Source organism: Lutibacter sp. (genome assembly GCF_041562875.1).
Classification (GTDB): Bacteria; Bacteroidota; Bacteroidia; order Flavobacteriales; family Flavobacteriaceae; genus Lutibacter.
This window is the reverse complement of the sequence record NZ_JBFFOE010000022.1, coordinates 14,907-37,881: the sequence shown is the minus strand read 5'-3', so window position 1 is coordinate 37,881 and position 22,975 is coordinate 14,907. Positions and strand designations below refer to the sequence as shown.

Here is a 22,975-nt window from a genome sequence, read left to right as displayed (position 1 = left end):
TAAAACTCATCAATGAATTCAATACTAATCTTAATCATCATACTGTTATATTTTGGGATATTAATGCTAATTTCTCATGTCGTCTCAAAAAATACAAGTGATGAATCTTTTTATACAGGAGACCGAAAATCACCTTGGCAAATAGTTGCATTTGGGATGGTTGGCGCCGTTATTTCTGGTGTTACTTTCGTATCTATTCCAGGTATGGTAGGAACTAATTTTTTCTATTATTTACAATTTGTTTTTGGAAATGTAGTTGGATATGTATTTATAACCTATGTGCTGATTCCAATTTATTACGATTTAAAGTTAGTTTCTATTTACTCCTACCTTGAAACAAGGTTCGGAATTAAAACGTACAAAACTGGATCATTATTCTTTTTAATATCACAATCTTTTGGTGCTGCTCTTCGTTTATTACTTGCAGCAAAAATATTACAATATGCAGTTTTTGACGCTTTTCATATTCCATTTTTTCTAACCGTAATTATTATACTAATACTCATCTGGTTATACACAAACAAATCTGGCATTAAAACTATTGTTTGGACAGATACTCTTCAAACACTATTTTTACTAATGGCAGCAATTGTATCTATTTATGTTATAAAAGACTCCTTAAATTTAAGTATTTCTGAAACAATCACATCAGTTACTAAACATGAGTATTTTAAAGTTTTTAATTGGGATTTCAACTCAGGAAGTAACTTTTTTAAACAATTTATATCGGGAATTTTAATTGCCGTTGCAATGATAGGATTGGATCAAAATATGATGCAAAAAACCCTAACATGTAAAAGCAAAAAAGAAGCCCAAAACAACATATTAACTTTTAGTTTATTTTTAGCTGTTGCCCAATTTTTATTTTTAGGATTGGGTGTAATGCTTTATTTATATGCTGAAAAATTCGGCATCAAATTAGAAATTGAAAATGGTAAATTTATTAATACTGATAATTTATTCCCAATGCTTTCTTTAAATCATTTTGGCACACTCGCTGCTATCAGTTTTATTTTAGGAATAACGGCTGCTTCGTTTTCAAGTGTAGATTCTGCTTTAACAGCATTAACCACCTCTTTTACTCATGATTTTTTAGACATTCAGCACAAAAATTCAAAAGAAAAAAAACGTTTAAAAAATTATGTTTTATTCGGATTTTCAATTGTAATATTTTTAATAATTATGCTATTTTCCGAAAGTAAAGGCAATGTAATTTCTACAATATTTAAAGTCGCTGGTTATACTTATGGACCTTTACTGGGACTTTATTTATTTGGAATTTTCACAAAAATAAAAATAAAAGATGCTGCAGTTCCATATATCTGTGTTCTAATGCCTCTCCTAACCTACTATTTAAACTATATTTTCTTAACCAAATTCTCATTTGATTTAGGGTTTATGAATATCTTAGTAAATGCACTCTTAACAATATTAAGTTTAATTATTGTACAAAATAAAAATGAAAAATAAACCAACAACCGAACAACCATCAAATTACAATAATCTTGAAAAAATGGGCACTTTTGAATTGCTCACAAATATAAATACCGAAGATAAAACAGTTCCAAATGCTATAGAAAAGGTGATTCCTGCAATAGAAAAATTAGTAGATATTATTTACACTAAAATGAATGAAGGCGGGCGCTTATTTTATATTGGAGCAGGAACAAGCGGAAGATTAGGGGTTCTTGATGCTTCTGAATGTCCACCAACTTATGGCGTTCCAGATGACTGGGTGATAGGATTAATTGCAGGTGGAGATTCAGCACTTAGAAAAGCAGTAGAAAAAGCCGAAGATGACACAAACTTAGCTTGGAAAGATTTGAGTGCATATACTATTTCAGAGAAAGATGTTTTAGTGGGTATTGCTGCATCGGGGACAACTCCTTATGTAATTGGCGGACTTGAAAAGGCGAGACAGCATAACATTGTTACTGCATGTATTGTGTGTAATGAAAATAGTCCTGTTTCAGAAGTTGCGGACTATCCAATTGAAATAGTTGTAGGACCTGAATTTGTTACAGGAAGCACAAGAATGAAAGCTGGTACTGCACAAAAACTAGTATTAAATATGATTTCTACGGCTGTCATGATTAAATTGGGTAGAGTAAAAGATAATAAAATGGTGCATATGCAATTATCTAACATTAAATTAGTCAATCGAGGTGTTCTTATGATTATGGATGAACTTCATATTGATGAAGATTTAGCTTCTGCACTTTTAGAAAAATACAAAAGTGTAAAAAATGTTTTAGACAATTATAAAAATAAATTTATGTAGTATGAAAAATTCTATAAAGCATGTAATTGGAGTTATGAGCGGAACTTCATTAGATGGAATTGACATAGCATATGTGAAAATAAATAACACCAATAATTATACTTTTGAAATACTAAATGCAACTACTGTAGCATACACTAAAGAATGGAAATCTGCTTTAAAAGAAGGTTTTCATTTAAAAGGAGAGGAACTTACCAAATTAGATGCTGATTATGGTGTTTTTTTAGGTGAAATTATTAAAAATTTCATTGAAGAAAACAAGGTTAAGAATGTAGATTTTATTGCTTCTCATGGCCATACAATTTACCACAATCCAGCAAAAAATTATACACTTCAAATTGGAAATGGACCTTATATTACTTCTATAACGGGCATAAAAACTATTTGCGATTTTAGAACTCAGGATGTTGCCCTTGGCGGGCAAGGTGCTCCTTTAGTTCCTATTGGTGATCTATTTTTATTTTCCGAATATGATTACTGTTTAAACTTAGGCGGATTTTCAAATATTTCAATGAATGAAAATAACCAACGAATTGCTTATGATATTTGCCCCGTAAACATTGTTTTAAACCATTATGTTGCTTCTTTAAATATGGAGTATGATGATGAAGGAAAAATAGCTTCAAGTGGTGCTATTGATTTAACATTGTTAAATGAACTAAACTCTTTACCTTTTTATAATGATGTAAGACCAAAATCTTTGGGATATGAATTCATAGTTGAAACAATTTTTCCAATCATTGATAAATATAAACTTGAAATAAATGATATTTTAAGAACTTTTGTTGAACACGTTGCAATGCAAATTACAAGAAAAATAGATTCAAACCCTTCAAAAAATATACTTATTGCTGGTGGTGGTGCTTATAATACATTTCTTATTGAAAGAATGCAATGGTACACAAAAACCAAAATTATAATACCTAATGATACTATCATAAATTATAAAGAGGCATTAGTTTTTGCTCTATTAGGTTTTTTAAAAGATGAAGGTGAAAATAATTGTTTAAAAAGTGTCACTGGAGCGAGTAAAGATCACAGTAGTGGTGTTGTTTACGAGTTTTAATTTTAAAAATAGAAAATCAAAATGCCCTCAAAAAACTTAGATTTAAACAAACTATCCCATTTCTTGTCAGGAGAATTATTCTTTGACAATTTACATAAAAGTATCTATGCAACTGATGCATCCGTATATAGAAAAATTCCACTTGGTGTTGCATATCCAAAAAACAATCAAGATTTAAAAATACTGATTCAATTTGCCTTAGAAAATAGTATTACATTAATTCCAAGAGCTGCAGGAACTTCATTAGCAGGACAATGTGTTGGTGATGGTTTAGTAGTTGATATCTCAAAACATTTCACCAAAATTTTAGCTTTTGATGAGCATAAAAAAACAGTTACAATTCAACCTGGGGTAATTAGAGATGAACTCAATAATTACCTAAAACCTTACGGATTATTTTTTGGACCAAACACTTCAACAAGTAATAGATGTATGATTGGTGGAATGGTTGGTAACAATTCATCAGGCACTACCTCTATTAAATTTGGGGTTACTCGTGACAAAGTGCTTGAGTTAAAAACCATTTTAAGCGATGGTTCTGAAGCAGTATTTAACAAAAATACTATTTCAGAATTTAATCAAAAAAAACAAGGAAACTCATTAGAAAACAGAATTTATCAAACCATTTTCAATGAACTTTCCAACCCTGAAAATCAACAAGAGATTATAAAAGAATTTCCTAAAAAAAATATCCATCGAAGAAATAATGGCTATGCTGTTGATGAATTATTAAATTATGAAGGTTTTGGAGGAAAAAATCCAACTATTAATTTAGCAACTTTACTAACAGGAAGTGAAGGTACTTTAGCATTTACAACTGAAATCACCCTTCAATTAGACAATTTACCACCTTCAAAGAATATTATGGTGGCTGCACATTTCAATAGCATTAAAGAAAGCATGGATGCTGTTGTAATTGCAATGAAACACAATTTGTATACGTGTGAATTAATGGATAAAACCATTTTAGATTGCACAAAAAATAATAGAGAACAACTTAAAAATAGATTTTTTGTTAAAGGCGATCCCAAAGCTATATTAATGCTTGAAATTTGCACAAATTCAAATGAAGAATCTAACAAACTAGCAGCTATTTTAATTGCTGATTTAGAAAAAAATAACTTGGGTTATTGCTTTCCCAAATTGGTAGGAAGTGAAATAAACCAAGCTTTAGAACTTCGCAAAGCAGGACTTGGATTATTGGGAAATATTGTGGGGGATGACAAAGCTGTTGCCTGTATTGAAGACACAGCGGTTGAAGTAAAAGATTTACCAAATTACATTTCGGAATTTTCAAAAATGATGGAAGATTTTGGACAAAAAGCAGTTTATTACGCTCATGCTGGTGCTGGAGAATTGCACTTACGCCCTATTTTAAATTTAAAAAAGAAAGAAGATGTTGTTTTATTTCGTGAAATAACAACCAAAACCGCAAAATTAGTTAAAAAATATGGTGGTTCGTTTAGTGGTGAGCACGGTGATGGAATTGTGAGAGCTGAATTTATTCCACTCATGATTGGAGAGAGAAACTATGAATTATTAAAACGAATAAAACACACTTTTGATCCGAATACTATTTTTAACAAAGGGAAAATTATAAATCCATTTCATATGGATGAAAGTCTGCGTTATGAAGTTAATAGAATAGAACCAGAAATTGAAACTATTCAAGATTTTTCAGATAGTTTAGGCATTCTAAGAGCAGCCGAAAAATGTAATGGCTCAGGTGATTGCAGAAAACTTCCTGAAGCTGGCGGAACCATGTGCCCAAGCTACAGAGCAACCAGAAATGAAAAAGATACAACACGTGCTAGAGCAAATGCATTACGTGAATTTTTAACAAATTCAGAAAAACAAAATAAGTTTAATCACAAAGAATTATATGATGTTTTCGACTTGTGTTTAAGTTGTAAAGCTTGTGCAAGTGAATGCCCAAGTAATGTTGATGTTGCAGCTTTAAAAGCTGAATTTTTACATCAATATTATAAAGAAAATGACATTCCGTTTAGAACTCAACTATTTGCCAATAATGTAATGTGGAATAAATTAGGAAGCCTCACTCCTACTTTTACCAACTTAATTTTAAATACAAAGCTTACTAAAAAATTGATGGGAATTGCAACAGAAAGAAGCATTCCTAAATTAGCAAAAAAAACAGTTTATAGTTGGTATAAAAAAAACAAAAAAAGACTCTTAAATCAGCCTGTTAAAAATGGTGAATTGTTTCTATTTGTTGATGAGTTCACTAATTATTATGACGCAAACATTGGTATTGACACTATTGAACTGTTAACAACATTAGGCTACAAAGTAAACATTACACAACACGAAGAAAGTGGAAGAAGTTTTATTTCAAAAGGAATTTTAGACAAAGCCAAAGAAAAGGCAGATTTTAATGTAAACTATTTCAAAAATATTATTTCATCAAAAAAACCTTTAGTTGGTATTGAACCTTCTGCAATTTTAACTTTTAGAGATGAATATTTAAGATTAGCGGATGATAAAAATGCTGCAAAAGAAATTTCTAAAAACACCTTTACTATTGAAGAGTTTATAAAGCAAGAATTCAAAAAGAAGAATATTTCTACTGAAAGTTTCACTAAAAAGATACAAACTTTAAAAATTCACGGTCATTGTCAGCAAAAATCTTTAAGTAGTACTGAACCAACTTTTAAAATTCTATCAATTCCAGAGAATTATTCAGTAACTATTATAAATTCTGGATGCTGTGGTATGGCAGGTTCATTTGGATATGAAAAAGAGCATTACAAAATAAGCATGCAAGTTGGTGAAGATACGTTGTTTCCAAAAATTAGAAACACTAAAATTGACACTATTATTGCAGCTCCAGGTACTAGTTGCAGACATCAAATAAAAGATGGAACTAGTAGAGATTCTAAACACCCAGTTACAATATTAAGAGAAGCATTGTTATAAAATGAAGCTAATTATACGAACATACAATTTACAATTAAAACACCCTTTTACAATTTCAAGAGGAACAAGAACTGAAATTCCTTCAATTATAGTGGAACTTCAAGAAAATGGTATTTCAGGATTTGGAGAAGCAACCGCAAATCCATATTACAATACTTTTGTTGAACAATTTGAAAAGGAACTTCAAGAAAAACGTGAAATTATAGAAGTTATTTCAGATAAAACACCAGAAGAATATTGGGATTACTTACTACCCTATTTTAAAGAGAACATGTTTTTATTGTGTGCTTTAGATGAAGCTTATACAGATTTATACACGCGTAAAAAAGGAGTGAAATTATACCAATATTGGAATTTAAAACTTGAAAAACTTCCTCAAACAAATTTTACAATTGGGATTGACACCATTGAAAATATGGTTTCAAAAATGAAAGAAATGCCATGGCCAATTTATAAAATTAAGTTGGGAACAAAAGATGACATTCAGATAGTTACAGAATTAAGAAAACACTCAAACTCAATTTTCAGAATAGATGCAAATTGTGGTTGGTCAGTACATGAAACACTAAAAAACGCCATTGAATTACAAAAATTAGGTGTAGAATTTATTGAACAACCATTACCCGCAAATAATTGGAAAGGTGCCAAAATAGTTTTTGATAATTCTTATTTACCAATTATTGCTGATGAAAGCTGTATTGTAGAAAGTGATATTGAGAAATGTTACAATCATTTTCATGGTGTAAACATTAAATTAATGAAATGTGGTGGTTTAACACCTGCAAAAAGAATGATTACAACAGCTAAATCTTTAGGTTTAAAAACGATGGTTGGCTGTATGACCGAATCTTCTGTTGGTATTTCAGCAATTGCACATTTAACACCAATGTTAGATTATGTAGATATGGATGGTGCTTTATTATTAAAAAATGATGTAGCAACTGGTGTAAAATTAGAAAATGGCAACATTTTATTTTCAGAATTAAACGGAACAGGAGCACAAATAAAACTATAATAAATTATTAAAAAATGAAAAATATATTAATAGCAAGCATCTTCTTATTTCTTGGAACAAGCTATGCACAACAAATTGATCCTTTACAAACTTCTGATGCTGAAAATCAAGAAAAATGGGTTGAAAATATACTAAATAATTTAAGCTTAAAACAAAAAATAGGGCAACTATTTATGATTCAAGCCTATTCAAATAAAGATGAAAATCACACCAAAGAAATAAATAAAGCTATAAAAAAATACCGTATTGGTGGATTAATATTTATGCAAGGAACTCCTGAAAAACAGGCTGAGTTGACAAATATTTACCAAGCAACATCTAAAATTCCTTTATTAATTGGTTTTGACGGTGAATGGGGTTTAAATATGCGCCTAAAAAATTCTTTTCGTTACCCTTGGAATATGACTTTAGGAGCAGTTCAAGACAATAAACTAATTGAGCAATTTGGAGAGCGATTAGGTAAACATTGCAAAAGAATTGGAATACACGTTAATTTTGCTCCAGTTGTAGATATTAATACAAATCCAGCAAATCCAATTATTGGAAATCGTTCTTTTGGTGAAAATAAATACAATGTAACTGAAAAGGCAATTGCTTTTACAAATGGTATGCAAAGTACTGGAGTGCTAGCAAATGCAAAACATTTTCCAGGTCACGGAGATACTTCAACCGATTCTCACAAAACACTTCCTTTTCTTGATTTTACTTTAGAACGTTTAGATTCTATTGAATTATTCCCTTATAAAAAATTATTCAAAACTAATTTAGCCAGTGTTATGGTGGCGCATTTAAATGTGCCTTCATTAGAGCCAAAACCTGGAGTTCCTACTTCAATTTCTTATAAAGTGATTACTGAACTTTTAAAAGAAAAAATGGAATTTAACGGTTTAATTTTTACCGATGCTTTAAATATGAAAGGTGCCGCAAATTTCGCAAAACCAGGCGACATAGATTTGGCTGCATTTATCGCAGGAAATGATATGTTGTTAATTCCTGAAGATGTAAAAGTTGCCGTAAAAAAAATAAAGAAAGCAATTAGGAAACATAAAATTAGCAAAGAGCGTTTAAATGCTTCCGTTAAAAAAATATTGAAAGCAAAATACTGGGCTGGTTTAAACAATTTTACACCCATAAAAGAAGAAGGTATTCAAGAAGATATTATCACTATAAAAGACGAATTATTATACCGTTCTTTAATGAAAGAAGCTATAACGCTTGTTCAAAATAAGGAAGCTATACTACCAATAAAAGAATTATCAAACAGTAAAATAGCCTATGTTAAATTAGGAGATTCTGATAATTTTGACTTTACAAACACCTTAAAAAAGTATACCCAAGTTGATATTATTTCAGGTGAAAATTTGTCAGATTTACTTCAAAAACTAAAAGTGTACACTACAGTTATTATTGGCTACCACAAATCCAATGAAACTCCTTGGAAAAGTTTTAAAATGACTGAAGAAGAGCTTCTTTGGTTAGAAGAAATTTCTAAAAACAACGAAGTGATTTTAGATGTTTTTGCAAGTCCGTATACTTTATTAGAAATCCCAGATTTTAAAAATATAAATGCTATTTTAGTATCTTACCAAAATAGTAAAGTGTCTCAGGAAATTTCAGCACAAATGATTTTTGGGGCGATAGAAACAAAAGGAAAACTGCCTGTTTCTATTAAAACTATATTTCCAGAAGGAACTGGGTTGTCTACTACAAATTTAATGAGATTATCGTATACAATTCCTGAAGAAGTTGATATGGATAGTAAGCTACTTGCAAAAATAGACTCTGTAACCACAATGGTTGTTGATTCTTTAATGGCGCCAGGCGGACAAGTTTTAGTTGCTCGTTACGGAAAAGTAATTTATCATAAAAGTTTTGGGTACCAAACGTATGCTAAAAAACAAGCAGTAAAATTAACAGATTTGTACGATTTAGCTTCAGTAACAAAAATATTAGGAGGTATACCTATGATTATGAAAAGTGAAGAAACTGGTTTGCTAAATTTAGATGAAATGCTGGGTGAATTTATGCCTTATTTAAATGGTTCAAATAAAGATACTATAACTCTAAAAGAAGCATTGTCTCACGTTGGAAAAATTAAACCTTGGATTCCTTATTATTTAGAAACAATAGATACTATTACTAAAAAACCGTTTCCAAATTTGTATAGAACTGAAAAAAGCGAAGGATTTTCAATTAAAATTACTGAAAATTTATATCTGATTGATTCTTATACAGATACTATTTATAAAAGAATTGCTGAAGTGCCACAATTAAAAAAAGAAGGTTATAAATATAGTGGCTTACTTTTTTACTTATTCAAAAAATACCTAAAAGACACGTTTCATAAAGAAATGGATGAATTAAACAATGAGAATTTTTACAAACCGTTAGGAGCAACAACACTAGGATACAATCCGTTAAATAAATTTGACAAATCTGAAATTGCTCCAACAGAAGTAGATGATTATTACCGACATCAAATTTTACAAGGTGATGTTCATGATATGGGTGCCGCAATGATGAATGGAGTTAGTGGTAATGCTGGTTTATTTTCAAACTCTAATGATGTTGCTAAAATGATGCAAATGTATCTACAAAGAGGTTTTTATGGTGGGAAAAGTTATTTGGAACCAAAAACAATTGATAAGTTCAACCATAGATATTATGAAAATGACAGCGTACGAAGAGGGCTTGGTTTTGACAAACCCGATTTAAACCCTGAAATTAAAGCCAGCAGTAAATATGCTTCAACAAATAGTTTTGGTCACAGTGGTTTTACAGGAACTTATACTTGGGTAGATCCTGATAGTAGTATTTTATATGTATTCTTATCTAATAGGGTATATCCAACTATGAGCAATAATAAGCTTGGAGAAAAAGACATTAGAACTGTGATACATAATTTAATTTACGAAGCAATTAAACACTAAAAATTATGAAAAAAAACTTAAATATGTTACTTTTATCACATAAGTCATTTTTTTACAAAAAATTAACAAAAAAATATTTTTTCATATTAAAAAAGTTCATATATTTGCATCGGTAAGTTTCATAGCTTACCATCTTTTTCATAGCAATTTTCCTCACTCATTCTTTGAGTGAGGTTTCTTTTTTTATAGACAATTCTTAATATTTTTATAGCTATATTTGTCGGCTTTAAAAAATAAATATTATGAGTATGTTGGGAATTACAATTACAGAATGGGTAGGATATATAGCTTCAATAGTGCTTATCATTTCATTTATGATGAAAAATGTAAATACATTAAGAATCGTAAATTCAGTTGGAGCATTATTATTTGTAGTATATGGAATAATGCTAACTACTTCATGGCCAATTATCATAACCAACAGCTTTATACTTGCACTTAACACCTATTATCTTACAAAAAAAGATAAATAAATTTCTTATTTTGCATAAAATTTTTATGCCTTAAAATGAGCAATCACAACTTCTTGATGTCCACCGAAATTATTATTAGCTATTTACATCTGTCTAAATTAAAAAAATAAACAGATGAAACGAATATTAGTTTCTGTAACAAATGATTTAGTAACAGATCAACGAGTTCATAAAGTGTGTACTACTTTAACTGAAATGAATTTCGATGTATTATTGATAGGCAGAAGATTTAAACATAGTGAACTAATTAACAGAAATTATAAGACAACTAGAATGAAACTTTTGTTTAATTCTGGTTTTTTGTTTTATGCAGAATATAATTTACGCTTATTCTTCAAACTATTTTTTCTTAAAAAAGATATTTTACTTGCAAATGATTTAGACACTCTATTACCTAATTATTTAATAAGTAAATTTTTTAATAAGAAGTTGGTTTATGATAGTCATGAATTATTTACAGAAGTCCCTGAATTAATAAACAGACCTTTCGTACAAAAATTTTGGCTTAGACTTGAAGAATTTATCTTACCTAAACTTAAAAATTCTTATACTGTAAATTATTCAATAGCTAAGTATTACAATATAAAATACCACCTGAATTTCGAAGTAATTAGAAATGTGCCTCTTCAAATAAAAAGCATAGAAACAAGTTCTTTTCCTTTTAAAACAAATGAAAAAAAAGTAATTTTATACCAAGGATCCATAAATAAAGGAAGAGGATTAGAATTAATGTTAGAAGCGATGCTATTTATTGAAAATGCAATTTTTATTTGTATTGGAAATGGAGATATAGAACAAAAAATAAAACAAAGGGTAATTGATTTAAATCTTGAAGAAAAAGTAAAATTCATTCCAAGAATGATACCTATTGAGCTTCAAAAATTAACCCCATTAGTTGATTTAGGCATAAGTTTGGAAGAAGATTTAGGTTTAAATTACAAGTATGCTTTACCTAACAAATTATTTGATTATGTACAAGCCAAAATTCCTGTACTAGTCTCAAATTTACCTGAAATGAAACAAATAGTATTAAAATATAATATAGGAGAAATTGTTTTAAATAGAAATCCAAAAGTACTTGCAAATCAAATTAATAATATACTCCAAAATAGGAAAGAGCTTTATATAAAACAACTAGAAGAAGCTAGCAAAAAACTTATTTGGGAAAATGAATCTAAAAAACTAATTGAATTAATTAAAGATTTACGCTAAGTTTTTTTAGATAGAAAACAAAAATAAGTAAGCTTATACAAATCAAAGATAAACATTGAAGGATATTTACTTTTTAAATTATATTCAAATAAATTATGAAATAAAATAAATAAACTACTAAATAACCAGGTTAATTGATACTTTACAATTTTTTTATAAATATTCAAAATTTTTATATTTTCTGTACTAAAGGTATTTAGAGAACTAAAATGGCATAAATTATCTATAGCTTCCTTAGTTTTATCTAAAAAAACCGAATTATATTCAATTCCTAAATGATAAACTTCATTACTAACTTGCTGTAATACAATGTTATTAATCCTCAAATCTTCAACAAAAAAAACATCTTCATAACCATATTTCACAATACCTTCATTGAATTTACAAGTATTAAAAACAGATTTGTGAATTAAAAAATTAGCTCCAAAAAAATATTGATATGGTTTTTCTTGTTTTACAGCATTATCTACTTCTTCCCTATTTCTTCCATAAACCCAGCGTAGCATTTTATCATTTCCTGGCTTCGTTGTTTCATATTTAATCCCTCCACAATAAACTATAGCTTCATTAGAATGAATACACGTTAAATATTTATTGATAAAATTATCATTTTCAGGAAATACATCTGCATCTAAAAAGAGTAACCATTCAAATTTTGATTTTTCAACTAATAGATTTCGTATTTTACTTCTACCTATATTCTTCGTTAATTTATAGAACGTTACATTGTGTAATTCATGCAATTTATCATTTCCAGTAAAATACTCGGTTGAAGCATCATCAATACAAATAATTTCAAAATCAATATTTGTAAGTAATAATTGAGATTTAATGAAAGTAACTAGGCTTATTATATTGTAATTATAAACAGGAATTAAAACAGAAATCATTTACACTGAACTTTTTTGCTGCACTACTTCAAACAATTCTCCTCCTTCACATTTAAGGGTTCTGTATGGAAATTTTAAAATAAGTGCATAGTCATGCGTTGCCATTAATATGGTTTTTCCACTGTCATGAATTTCTTTTAAAACATTCATAACATCTACAGATGTTGCAGGATCTAAGTTTCCAGATGGCTCATCTGCTAAAATTAAATCTGGGTCATTTAACAAAGCTCTTGCAATGGCAATACGTTGTTGTTCACCACCAGATAATTGAAATGGCATTTTAAAGCTTTTAGTTTCCATACCAACTTTAGACAAAACTTCATTAATTTTGGCCTTCATTTTTAGGTTATCTTTCCAACCTGTTGCTTTTAAAACAAACAATAAATTTTCAAAAACACTTCTATCATTTAACAGTCTAAAGTCTTGAAAAACAATTCCAATTTTTCTACGCAAAAAAGGAATTTCCTTTTCTTTTAAAGTATTTAAATCAAAATCTACAATACTACCTTTTCCTTTTTCCAAAGGTAAATCACCATATAAAGTTTTCATTAAACTACTTTTTCCACTACCCGTTTTACCAATTAAATACACAAATTCACCTTTGTTAATTATCAAATTAACGTCAGATAAAACTAAATTTTCTCTTTGAAAAATTTGTGCATTTTGTAAAGAAAGAATCACCTCAGACATAGAACTATGGATTTTTAACAAAACTAAATATTTAAATGTAAAGTTTCAACTTAAAACCAAGTTATAATTAAATATCTTTTCAAAATTAAAAATATAATTAAAATCCTCTAAAAATCAACTTCAATGATTATAAATTAAAAAGAGGAATAGTTGTTGCTATTATCTATTCAAGAAAAATAATTTTTTAGTGAATGCAATTTCATTAAAAAAAAGCGTTATTAGTTTATAGTTTAAATCTTTCAATTTTTATTAAAATGAAGTATACAAAAGTTGTCTTTCCATTCGTTATTTTTTTCATAACATTCTCAATATTAGCACAAAAAACAGCCATTTACACCAACTCTCTTTCAGAATACAACCACGCAATTGAATTATATCAAAACAAAGCATTTGTGGCTGCACAACAAAAATTTAACGAAATTAAATTTCAATTTGACAATTCGTCTGAATTAAAAGCTAACTGTGAATATTATGCTGCCAATTGTGCTATCCGTTTAGAACAACCAAATTCAGATGATTTGATGCAGAAATTTGTAGATAAATATCCTACAAGTTTAAAACGAAATAGTGCTTTTATGGATGTTGCTAACTATTATTTCAAAATTGGAAAATATTCGTATGCAGCAAAATGGTATTCTAGAGTCAATACAATAAATTTAACCATTAGAAATGAAGAAGCTTTCAACTTTAAATATGCCTACTCTTTATTTGCAAATAAAGCGTATACAAAGGCTAAAGAGTATTTTTTATTACTATTAGACTCTCAAGAATATGGAGCGCAAGCAAAATATTATTACGGCTATATTGCTTATAAAGATGATGATTATGAAACTGCCGACGCTTATTTAGGTGAAGTTGTTGAAGATAAAAATTTTAAGACTGATGTTTCCTATTATTTAGCCGATATGAACTTTAAATTAGGAAAGTTTGAAAAAGCTATAGAATATGGTTTGCCACTTCTTGAAAAAGCAAAACGCGTTGAACATTCTGAAATTTCAAAAATAGTTGGGGAAAGTTATTTCAATCTTCAAAAATATGACGAAGCAATTCTTCATTTAAACAATTATAAAGGGAAACGTGGCAAATGGAATAACACAGATTATTATTTTTTAGGATATGCTTATTACCAAAAAAACGATTTTGAGAATGCCATTAATAATTTCAATAAAATAATAAATGGAAATAATGATGTTGCACAAAATGCGTATTACCATTTAGCAGAATGTTACTTAAAGTTAGAGAAAAAAAATGAAGCCTTAAATGCATTTAAAAATGCAGCTGAAATGAAATTTAAACCAGAAATTCAAAAAGATGCTTGGTTAAATTATGCTAAATTAAGTTATGAAATTGGAAATCCGTACAAAAGTGTGCCTGATGTTTTACAAGAATATATTGAACTGTACCCAAATTCTGAAAATAAAAATGAAATCAACGACTTAATTATTAGCGCTTACATCACTTCAAAAGATTATGAAGGAGCTTTAGATTATTTAAAAAATAAGAAAAGTGAGAAAGAACGTTCCTTATTTCAAAAAGTAGCATTTTACAGAGGTGTTGAACTTTTTGTTGAAGGAAATTATGAGAGTGCAAAAGAAAATTTTGAAAACTCATTAACCATTCCTTTAGATGCAAATTTTGTAGCTAGAGCAACTTTTTGGAAAGGAGAATGCAATTACCGGTTAAATAATTTTAGTGATGCTTTAACCAATTTTAAAACGTTTATTTCTTATAGTGAAGCTTCAAAAACTGAAGAATTTGAGCATATAAATTACAATATAGGTTATGCTTATTTTAAACAAAAAGACTATGAAAAAGCCATTGAAGAATTCAAAAATTACATCAATAAAAATACAGATGATGCCATTAGACGCAATGATAGTTATTTAAGAATTGGTGATGGTTATTTTGCAAGCAGCAACTATACAAACGCAATCACTTATTACAAAAGAGCTATTGAAATGAAAGGAATTGATGCAGATTATGCGCAATTTCAAATAGCAATTAGTTACGGCCTTATTAATAAAGAAAACGATAAAATAGCAACACTAAACTCATTTTTAAACACACATTTAAAATCAACATATAGAGACGATGCTTTATTTGTTTTGGGAAATTCATACATTAATAAAAATCAAAATGAGCTTGCTCTAGAAAATTTTGATAATCTAATTTCAAATTACAAAAGAAGTCCGCTGGTTTCAAAAGCACTACTTAAAAAAGGGTTAATATTTTACAATACCGAGAGAAACGAACAAGCATTATCAACTTACAAAACCATTGTTACGCGTTTTCCAAATACTGCTGAGGCAAAACAAGCAGTTAAAAACACACGTCAAATTTATGTAGATTTAGGTCGTGTTGATGAGTATGCAGCTTGGGTGAAAAATATTGATTTTGTGAATGTTACAAATGCAGAATTAGACAACGACACTTATGAGTCAGCAGAAAAACAATACTTACAAAACAATCATACTAAATCAATTGAAAGTTTTACAAAATATTTACAAAGCTTTCCTAAAGGGTTACACATTTTAAAAGCTAATTTTTATTTAGCTCAATCACTATTTTCAGAAAATCAACATTCAAAAGCAATTCCATATTACACCTATGTTATCAATCAGGAACGAAATGAATTTACTGAAAATGCACTTTCAAGTTTATCACAAGTTTATTTAGAAAACAACAATTGGGAAAGTGCAATTCCAACTTTAGAACGGTTAGAAAAAGAAGCTGATTTACCTCAAAATATCACTTTTTCACAATCTAATTTAATGAAGGGATATTATGAAAATAAAGAATATAGCAAAGCCGTAAATTATGCTGAATTAGTTTTAAAAAATGCAAAGCTTGAAAACAGAATAAAATCTGACGCACATCTTATTATTGCACGCTCAGCTATAAAAACAAAAAATGAAGAAAAAGCTAGAATTGCCTATAAAGAAGTTGAAAAAATTGCTTCAGGAGAATTAAAAGCAGAAGCATTATATTTTGGTGCCTACTTTGAAAATAGAGATGGAAGCTATAGAGTTTCTAATGAAATAGTTCAAAAAATTGCTGCAGATTATGCGGCCTATAAATATTGGGGAGCGAAAGGTTTAATCTTAATGGCAACTAATTATTATGAATTACAAGATGCATACCAAGCAACCTATATTTTAGAAAGCGTACTTAAAAACTTTGCTGAATTTGATGATGTTGTGGAGGAAGCAACCAAAGAACTCAACAGAATTAAAACGGAACAGGCCAAAACAAATGAATCTGTAAAAAATTAAAATGACTCCTAGTTTACAACATTCAAACACAAAAAATAAAAATATGCAAAAGCTTCTTATAATTTCATTAACACTATTAATAACTGGTTTTTCTTATTCTCAGGAAACAAAAAAGGATACCCTAAAAACTGAAGAGATAAATGTTGTAAAACCATATATCCCAACAATTTCAGATGCTTTTAAAGTAACCTCAAATCCAACAATTGAAGATACCAGTACTATTGAAAAAGAAAAAGTAACCTATACCATATTTTCAATACCAGTAGCTTCAACCTTTACACCTTCAAAAGGAAAAGCAAAAGGTGTTGTTAAAGAACCTAAAGAGCGTTTGTTTCAAAACTATATTTCTGCCGGATTTGGAAATTTTAAAAGTCCGTTATTTGAAGCATATCTACATTCAGGTGATGCAAGATATAATGACTTTGGAATCTTCATAAATCATCATTCTTCTGAAGGAGGCATCAAAGATTTATTGCTAAACGATAATTTTTCTGATACAAGAATTGATGGTTACTACAAACAATTTGATAGAGATTACAATTGGCAAGTGAATGCTGGTATACAACGAAAACAATACAATTACTATGGTTTACCAACAGCTATTATTTTTGACCCAACTTTTTTTAATAACTTAGATGAAGAGCAGGTTTATAAAAATTTGTATGTTGGTGGAAAAATTGATTTTGAAGACTCTTTGTTTAAAGGTGCAACTGCTGAAATTAAAAATTTTACAGATAACTTTAACAGCAATGAATTTCGCCTTTTGGTGAAACCTAAATTCGAATTTCCCATTTCAACAGAATTAATTAATAGTGAATTTAGTATTGATTTTGTTGCAGGTAAATTCAAACAAAATTACCAAACATCTAATGATCTTAATCATAGTTATTTAAATCTAGGTTTTAGCCCAAATTTGGAAGTTTTACGTGAAAATTTAACCATAAATTTAGGTGCTAAATTATATTACACCAACGATTTAGAACATAAAAATACTGATTTTTATGCCTACCCAAATGTAACTGCTTCATTAAAAATAATTGATGAAGTTTTAATTCTTGTTGCTGGTGTTACAGGTGATTTAGTGCAAAATACCTATAGTGATTTCACAAACGAGAACCCATATGTTTCACCAACACTAAACATATTTCAAACCGATAAACAATACAAAGCATTTGCAGGTGCAAAAGGGAAATTGGCTTCTAACATTGGTTATAATTTTAACGTAAGTCATACATCTGAAATTAATAAACCTTTGTTTATTCAAAATCAAACAAAAACTGATGGAACTGTAGCTATAGAGAATTCATATGAAGCAGGAAATTCTTTTAAAGTAATATATGATAACATTAAAACTTTAGGGTTTTTAGCAGAAATCACAATAGATGCTTCTGAAGAATTTGACTTTAGCGGATCTTTAAATTATTCAAACTTCACTACTGAAACAGAATTAGAAGCTTGGAATTTACCCGCAATAAAAGCAACAATTTCAGCCGATTACCAAAATAAAAATTGGTTTGCTGGTGCAAAATTATTTTATAATGGTGAAACCAAAGATTTTGTAATTCCGTATGGTTTAACTGCTGAAGATGGTAATATAATTAAAAATAAATCTTACCTGGATTTAAATTTAAGCGGTGGTTATATCTTTTCTGATAGATTAACAGCATTTGCTAAAATTAACAATGCTCTTGGCGAAAAATACCACACATTTGTAAATTACCAAGTACAAACATTGCAAATTTTAGCGGGTCTTACTTATAAATTTGATTTGTAATACTAGTTTAAATATTTTAATCTTTTTTTATGTAGTTTTAACAATCCTAAAAAAAACTCCATAAAATGAAGAATACTCTTTTTACTTTAAGTTTCCTTATGGTATTAATTTCTTGTTCCAAAGTAAAATCGAACAAAGAAATTCAACAAACTGTTAATAAAACTGATTCAATTACTATTAAGCAAATTTTTAATTCAGCTCTCAATGAAGGACAATCTTACCAATGGCTAAATGTATTATCAAATGATATTGGAGGTCGTTTATCTGGTTCACCTGAAGCACAACAAGCAGTTGAGTGGGGAGAAAAATTAATGACTGATTTAGATTTTGATAAAGTTTGGTTACAACCAATTATGGTTCCTCATTGGGTACGTGGCGAAAAAGAAGAAGCTTATTTTATAGTTAACAACACTAAATTTAATGTCCCTATTTGCGCTTTAGGTGGTTCAATTTCAACTTTAGAAAATGGAATAACCGGAGAAGTTATAGAAGTTAAAAGTTTAAAAGAAGCCGAAGAATTAGGCGAAAAATTAAGAGGGAAAATCGTGTTTTTTAATCGCCCTTTTGATGATACTTTAATTAGAACCTTTCAAGCATACGGTGGTTGCGTTGATCAAAGATATTCAGGAGCAATGGTTACTGGTAAATTTGGTGCATTAGGCGCTATTGTTCGCTCTATGACAAATAGCATTGATGATTATCCACATACAGGTGTTATGAGTTATGGTGATTTATTAGAAGAAGAAAAAGTGCCAACGGCTGCAATTAGCACAAAAGCCGCAAACTTATTAAGTGAATACTTAAAAGAAAATCCAGCTTTAAAATTTTACTTCAAACAAAGTTGTAAAACTTTACCTGATGCTCCTTCATTTAATGTGATTGGAGAAATTACAGGAAGTGAATTCCCTGAAAAATATATTACAGTTGGTGGACATTTAGATTCTTGGGATTTGGGAGATGGAGCTCATGACGATGGTGCAGGAATAGTGCAATCTATTGAAGTAGCACGTTTATTAAAATTAAATGGTATAAAACCTAAACATACCATTAGAGTCGTTTTATTTATGAATGAAGAAAATGGTTCAAAAGGAGGTGAAAAATATGCTGAAGAAGCTAAAAAAAATAATGAAAATCATATTGCTGCACTTGAATCTGATTCTGGTGGTTTTACTCCCAGAGGTTTTTCATTTGATGCTAATGGAGAAAATCAAAAATTATTTATAAGTTGGAAATCTCTATTGGCTCCTTATGGTTTACACGATATGGAAAAAGGCGGAAGTGGTGCTGATATTGGACCACTAAAAAATGATACCATTTCATTGTTTGGATATAGGCCAGACTCACAACGCTATTTCAATTATCATCATGCTGAAACCGATACTTTTGATAAGGTAAACAAACGTGAATTAGAATTAGGAGCTGCGTCTATGACATCTTTAATTTACTTATTAGATACTTATTTAAAATAATACTATGAAAAAATTAACCTTATTATTTCTTATTACTATGACAATTTCATGTTCAAAAAAAGAAAAAGCAGACACTATTATCATTAATGCTACTATGTACACCGTAAACAATAATTTTGATAAAGCTGAAGCGTTTGCCATAAAAGATGGGAAAATTATTGACGTTGGAACAACTTTAGAAATTCAATCAAAATATGCTTCAACTTATGTAAATGATGTGAAAGGAAAAACTATAATTCCAGGATTTATTGATGCGCATTGTCATTTCTTCGGTTTAGGATTGCAGCAACAAAAAGTAGATTTAACGGGTACAAAAAGTTTTGATGAAGTTATTCAAAAAATTATTGATTTTCAGAAAGAGAAAAACGTAGCTTATATTACTGGTAGAGGTTGGGACCAAAATGATTGGGAAATAAAAGAATTCCCAACAAAAGAAAAATTAGATGAATTATTTCCAAATACTCCTGTTTCTATCACAAGAATTGATGGTCACGCATTATTAGCAAACCAAACTGCTATAGATTTGGCTGGGGTTACTATTAATACACCTTTTTCAGGTGGTGAAATACTTCAAAAAGAAGGCAAATTAACTGGTGTTTTTATTGATAATCCTATGGAATTAATTGAAGTCAAAATTCCTAAACCTTCAAAACAAGAACAAATTCAAGCCTTAAAAGATGCTGAAAAAATTTGTGTTGATTTAGGTTTAACAACTGTTAATGATGCTGGGCTTTCGCGTGAAATAATTGAATTAATTGATAGTTTACAACAAGCCAATGAATTAAAAATTAGAATTTATGCAATGGTTACTAACACTCCCAAAGATTTAGATTATTATTTAACTAAAGGAATTCTAAAAACAGATCGCTTAAATGTACGCTCCATAAAAGTTTACGGTGATGGAGCATTGGGCTCTAGAGGTGCAGCAATGAAAAAACCATATTCAGACAAACACAATCATTTTGGAGCACTTTTAGCTTCGCCTGAAGAGTTCATGAATATTGCCAAACAAATTGCAGCTTCAGATTATCAAATGAATTCACATGCAATTGGCGATTCGGCTAATTACTTACTATTAAAAACATATAAAGATGTTTTAAAAGGAAAAACAGATAGACGTTGGAGAATTGAGCACGCACAAATTATTGATAAAGAGGATTTTAAATATTTCGACAATATTTTACCTTCAGTACAACCAACACACGCAACTTCTGATATGTATTGGGCTGAAGACAGAGTTGGAGCCGAAAGAATAAAAGGTGCTTATGCTTATAAAGATTTACTAAACAACTATGGAAGAATAGCTTTAGGAACCGATTTCCCTATTGAAAAAGTAAGTCCATTTTTAACTTTTTATGCGTCTGTTGCTCGAAAAGATTTAAATAATTATCCTGAAAATGGCTTTCAAATGGAAAATGCGTTAACACGTGAAGAAACTTTAAAAGGAATGACTATTTGGGCAGCCTTTTCTAATTTTGAAGAAAATGAAAAAGGTAGTATTGAGGTTGGAAAACTGGCAGATTTTATAATTCTTGACAAAAACATTATGGAAGTAGAAGAAAACAAAATACCCTATATTAAAGCAGAAGAAACCTATATAAATGGTGAGCGTGTTAAATAAAAAAATTAACTATTTAGTTCTTATTTTATTTTTAATTATAACTATTAAAAACTATGCACAAGATTTGCCTGAAGGTTTTGTGTATTTAAAAAACGTTATTCCATCTATTGACGTTGAAATGCGATATTTTGGGGCTAACAACTTTATTGGAGAACAAATAAATGGGTATTCTAAAGCCGAAGTTATTACAACGAAAGAAACTGCAATAGCTTTAAAAAAAGTTCAGGAAGAGTTAGAAAAACATCATTTAGGGCTAAAAGTTTATGATGCCTACAGACCTCAAATGGCCGTAGATCATTTTGTGAGTTGGGCTAAAATTTTAGGTGATACACTTAAAAAAAATGAATTTTATCCCAATGTTAAAAAAAAGAATTTGTTCAAAGAACACTATATTACCTCTCGCTCTGGACATAGTAGAGGTAGCACTGTTGATATTACTATAATTGATTTGTCTACAGAGAAAAAAGAGGAATTAGATATGGGAAGTCCTTATGATTTTTTCGGAAAAGAATCTTGGGTTTCTAATCAGAATTTAACTTCAAAACAAATTAAAAATCGTAAAATTTTACAAGATGTAATGAAAAAATACAATTTTAGAAATTATCTACAAGAATGGTGGCATTTTACATTACGCAATGAACCATATCCTAACACCTATTTTAATTTTACAATTGAATAACTAGTGAATGTTTACCCATAAACACCCATACAAACCATTTATTCCTGAACAGGCTACCAAGTTAATTGTTGGCACTTTACCACCTCCTCGGTTTTCAGTAGGAAATTTAAAAAATGGTGATGTAAATTTTTGTTATGGAAGTATTGACGGACAATTATGGAAAATCTTAGATACAATCTTCAATCTAAACTTAAAATTTGAAACTACGGATTTTGCAATTCAGCAAAGAAAGAACTTCTTAATAAAAAATAACATTGGAATTTGTGATATTGTTGATTCATGCCAACGAGCAAAAATGGATGCTTCAGATTTAGGAATGTCTGATATTAATTTACGTGATATGCTTTATTTTCTTAAAAAAAGCCCTTTAGTTCATACACTTTTATTAACTGGAGGAAACAGTAAAAACGGACCAGAATATCATTTAAGAAAACAACTTAAAGAGCAAAACATTAACCTTACTCCTACTTCTTTAGAAACTCCCAGAATTCATGAGTTTTCAATTCAAAATAAAAGAATTATAAAAGTGGTTTCATTAACTGCTCCATCTGGAGCGGCTAATAGAGCAGTTGGAAGTAATCCACACTACAAACTATTAAAACAACAAAACCCTAAATTCAACACATTTGATTTTAGGGTTTTACAATACAAAAAATATTTTTAAAT

General features: G+C 29.2%; 16 protein-coding genes. 14 read left to right on the top strand and 2 right to left on the bottom strand.

What is annotated here, in order from left to right; genetic code table 11:
• The first annotated feature begins 12 nt into the window (after positions 1-12).
• The 8 genes from ABY863_RS05135 (at position 13) to ABY863_RS05100 (ending at position 11,914) form a co-directional block, all read left to right on the top strand.
• Positions 13-1,470, top strand: coding sequence for a sodium:solute symporter (locus ABY863_RS05135; protein ID WP_372793193.1), 1,458 nt, complete (start codon positions 13-15; stop codon positions 1,468-1,470).
• Positions 1,460-2,281, top strand: a complete 822-nt coding sequence (gene murQ, locus ABY863_RS05130) for an N-acetylmuramic acid 6-phosphate etherase (RefSeq protein ID WP_372793192.1) — start codon at positions 1,460-1,462, stop codon at positions 2,279-2,281. The genes ABY863_RS05135 and murQ overlap by 11 nt, the downstream gene beginning before the upstream one ends.
• Position 2,282: 1 nt before the next feature.
• Positions 2,283-3,347, top strand: a complete 1,065-nt coding sequence (locus ABY863_RS05125; RefSeq protein WP_372793191.1) for an anhydro-N-acetylmuramic acid kinase — start codon at positions 2,283-2,285, stop codon at positions 3,345-3,347.
• Positions 3,348-3,368: 21 nt separating this feature from the next.
• Positions 3,369-6,284, top strand: coding sequence for an FAD-binding and (Fe-S)-binding domain-containing protein (locus ABY863_RS05120; RefSeq protein ID WP_372793190.1), 2,916 nt, complete (start codon positions 3,369-3,371; stop codon positions 6,282-6,284).
• Position 6,285: 1 nt separating this feature from the next.
• A complete protein-coding gene (locus tag ABY863_RS05115) occupies positions 6,286-7,299 on the top strand; it encodes a dipeptide epimerase (RefSeq protein ID WP_372793189.1) in 1,014 nt (337 codons plus the stop codon).
• 14 nt (positions 7,300-7,313) lie between these two features.
• A complete protein-coding gene (locus tag ABY863_RS05110) occupies positions 7,314-10,229 on the top strand; it encodes a glycoside hydrolase family 3 N-terminal domain-containing protein (RefSeq protein WP_372793188.1) in 2,916 nt (971 codons plus the stop codon).
• Between the two features lie 242 nt (positions 10,230-10,471).
• A complete protein-coding gene (locus ABY863_RS05105) occupies positions 10,472-10,702 on the top strand; it encodes a uroporphyrinogen decarboxylase (protein ID WP_372793187.1) in 231 nt (76 codons plus the stop codon).
• A gap of 114 nt (positions 10,703-10,816) precedes the next feature.
• On the top strand, positions 10,817-11,914 hold the full coding sequence (locus ABY863_RS05100) for a glycosyltransferase (RefSeq protein WP_372793186.1): 1,098 nt from the start codon (positions 10,817-10,819) through the stop codon (positions 11,912-11,914).
• Here the strand turns inward: ABY863_RS05100 and ABY863_RS05095 are convergent.
• Both ABY863_RS05095 and ABY863_RS05090 read right to left on the bottom strand, forming a co-directional pair.
• Complete coding sequence (locus tag ABY863_RS05095; RefSeq protein WP_372793185.1) at positions 11,911-12,804, bottom strand: glycosyltransferase family 2 protein; 894 nt, start codon at positions 12,802-12,804, stop codon at positions 11,911-11,913. The genes ABY863_RS05100 and ABY863_RS05095 overlap by 4 nt on opposite strands.
• Positions 12,805-13,494 carry a cell division ATP-binding protein FtsE gene (locus ABY863_RS05090; RefSeq protein WP_372793194.1) on the bottom strand — a complete coding sequence of 230 codons (690 nt, stop codon included), beginning with the start codon at positions 13,492-13,494 and terminating at the stop codon, positions 12,805-12,807.
• A 254-nt stretch (positions 13,495-13,748) separates the two neighbouring features.
• Here ABY863_RS05090 and ABY863_RS05085 point away from each other — a divergent pair, with 254 nt between their 5' ends.
• From ABY863_RS05085 to ABY863_RS05060, 6 genes are all read left to right on the top strand, one after another.
• Positions 13,749-16,766 (top strand): tetratricopeptide repeat protein, encoded by a 3,018-nt coding sequence (locus ABY863_RS05085; RefSeq protein WP_372793184.1) that lies wholly within the window; start codon positions 13,749-13,751, stop codon positions 16,764-16,766.
• 43 nt (positions 16,767-16,809) lie between these two features.
• The gene (locus ABY863_RS05080) at positions 16,810-18,540 is read left to right on the top strand and encodes a TonB-dependent receptor (RefSeq protein ID WP_372793183.1); all 1,731 of its coding nucleotides are present in this window, start codon (positions 16,810-16,812) and stop codon (positions 18,538-18,540) included.
• A 65-nt stretch (positions 18,541-18,605) separates the two neighbouring features.
• A complete protein-coding gene (locus ABY863_RS05075; protein WP_372793182.1) occupies positions 18,606-20,009 on the top strand; it encodes a M20/M25/M40 family metallo-hydrolase in 1,404 nt (467 codons plus the stop codon).
• Between the two features lie 4 nt (positions 20,010-20,013).
• A complete protein-coding gene (locus tag ABY863_RS05070) occupies positions 20,014-21,630 on the top strand; it encodes an amidohydrolase (protein ID WP_372793181.1) in 1,617 nt (538 codons plus the stop codon).
• Positions 21,620-22,309, top strand: coding sequence for a M15 family metallopeptidase (locus ABY863_RS05065; RefSeq protein ID WP_372793180.1), 690 nt, complete (start codon positions 21,620-21,622; stop codon positions 22,307-22,309). Before ABY863_RS05070 ends, ABY863_RS05065 begins: the two co-directional genes overlap by 11 nt.
• A 7-nt stretch (positions 22,310-22,316) precedes the next feature.
• Complete coding sequence (locus ABY863_RS05060; protein WP_372793179.1) at positions 22,317-22,973, top strand: uracil-DNA glycosylase family protein; 657 nt, start codon at positions 22,317-22,319, stop codon at positions 22,971-22,973.
• The last annotated feature ends 2 nt before the right edge of the window (positions 22,974-22,975 follow it).

Bases quoted from the DNA above. Each gene is read 5' to 3' on its own strand.
- ABY863_RS05070 (WP_372793181.1), top strand. From the start codon at position 20,014: ATGAAAAAATTAACCTTATTATTTCTTATTACTATGACAATTTCATGT.
- ABY863_RS05100 (WP_372793186.1), top strand. From the start codon at position 10,817: ATGAAACGAATATTAGTTTCTGTAACAAATGATTTAGTAACAGATCAA.
- ABY863_RS05075 (WP_372793182.1), top strand. From the start codon at position 18,606: ATGAAGAATACTCTTTTTACTTTAAGTTTCCTTATGGTATTAATTTCT.
- ABY863_RS05135 (WP_372793193.1), top strand. From the start codon at position 13: ATGAATTCAATACTAATCTTAATCATCATACTGTTATATTTTGGGATA.
- ABY863_RS05125 (WP_372793191.1), top strand. From the start codon at position 2,283: ATGAAAAATTCTATAAAGCATGTAATTGGAGTTATGAGCGGAACTTCA.
- murQ (WP_372793192.1), top strand. From the start codon at position 1,460: ATGAAAAATAAACCAACAACCGAACAACCATCAAATTACAATAATCTT.
- ABY863_RS05115 (WP_372793189.1), top strand. From the start codon at position 6,286: ATGAAGCTAATTATACGAACATACAATTTACAATTAAAACACCCTTTT.
- ABY863_RS05110 (WP_372793188.1), top strand. From the start codon at position 7,314: ATGAAAAATATATTAATAGCAAGCATCTTCTTATTTCTTGGAACAAGC.
- ABY863_RS05090 (WP_372793194.1), bottom strand. From the start codon at position 13,494: ATGTCTGAGGTGATTCTTTCTTTACAAAATGCACAAATTTTTCAAAGA.
- ABY863_RS05095 (WP_372793185.1), bottom strand. From the start codon at position 12,804: ATGATTTCTGTTTTAATTCCTGTTTATAATTACAATATAATAAGCCTA.
- ABY863_RS05085 (WP_372793184.1), top strand. From the start codon at position 13,749: ATGAAGTATACAAAAGTTGTCTTTCCATTCGTTATTTTTTTCATAACA.
- ABY863_RS05120 (WP_372793190.1), top strand. From the start codon at position 3,369: ATGCCCTCAAAAAACTTAGATTTAAACAAACTATCCCATTTCTTGTCA.
- ABY863_RS05080 (WP_372793183.1), top strand. From the start codon at position 16,810: ATGCAAAAGCTTCTTATAATTTCATTAACACTATTAATAACTGGTTTT.
- ABY863_RS05105 (WP_372793187.1), top strand. From the start codon at position 10,472: ATGAGTATGTTGGGAATTACAATTACAGAATGGGTAGGATATATAGCT.
- ABY863_RS05060 (WP_372793179.1), top strand. From the start codon at position 22,317: ATGTTTACCCATAAACACCCATACAAACCATTTATTCCTGAACAGGCT.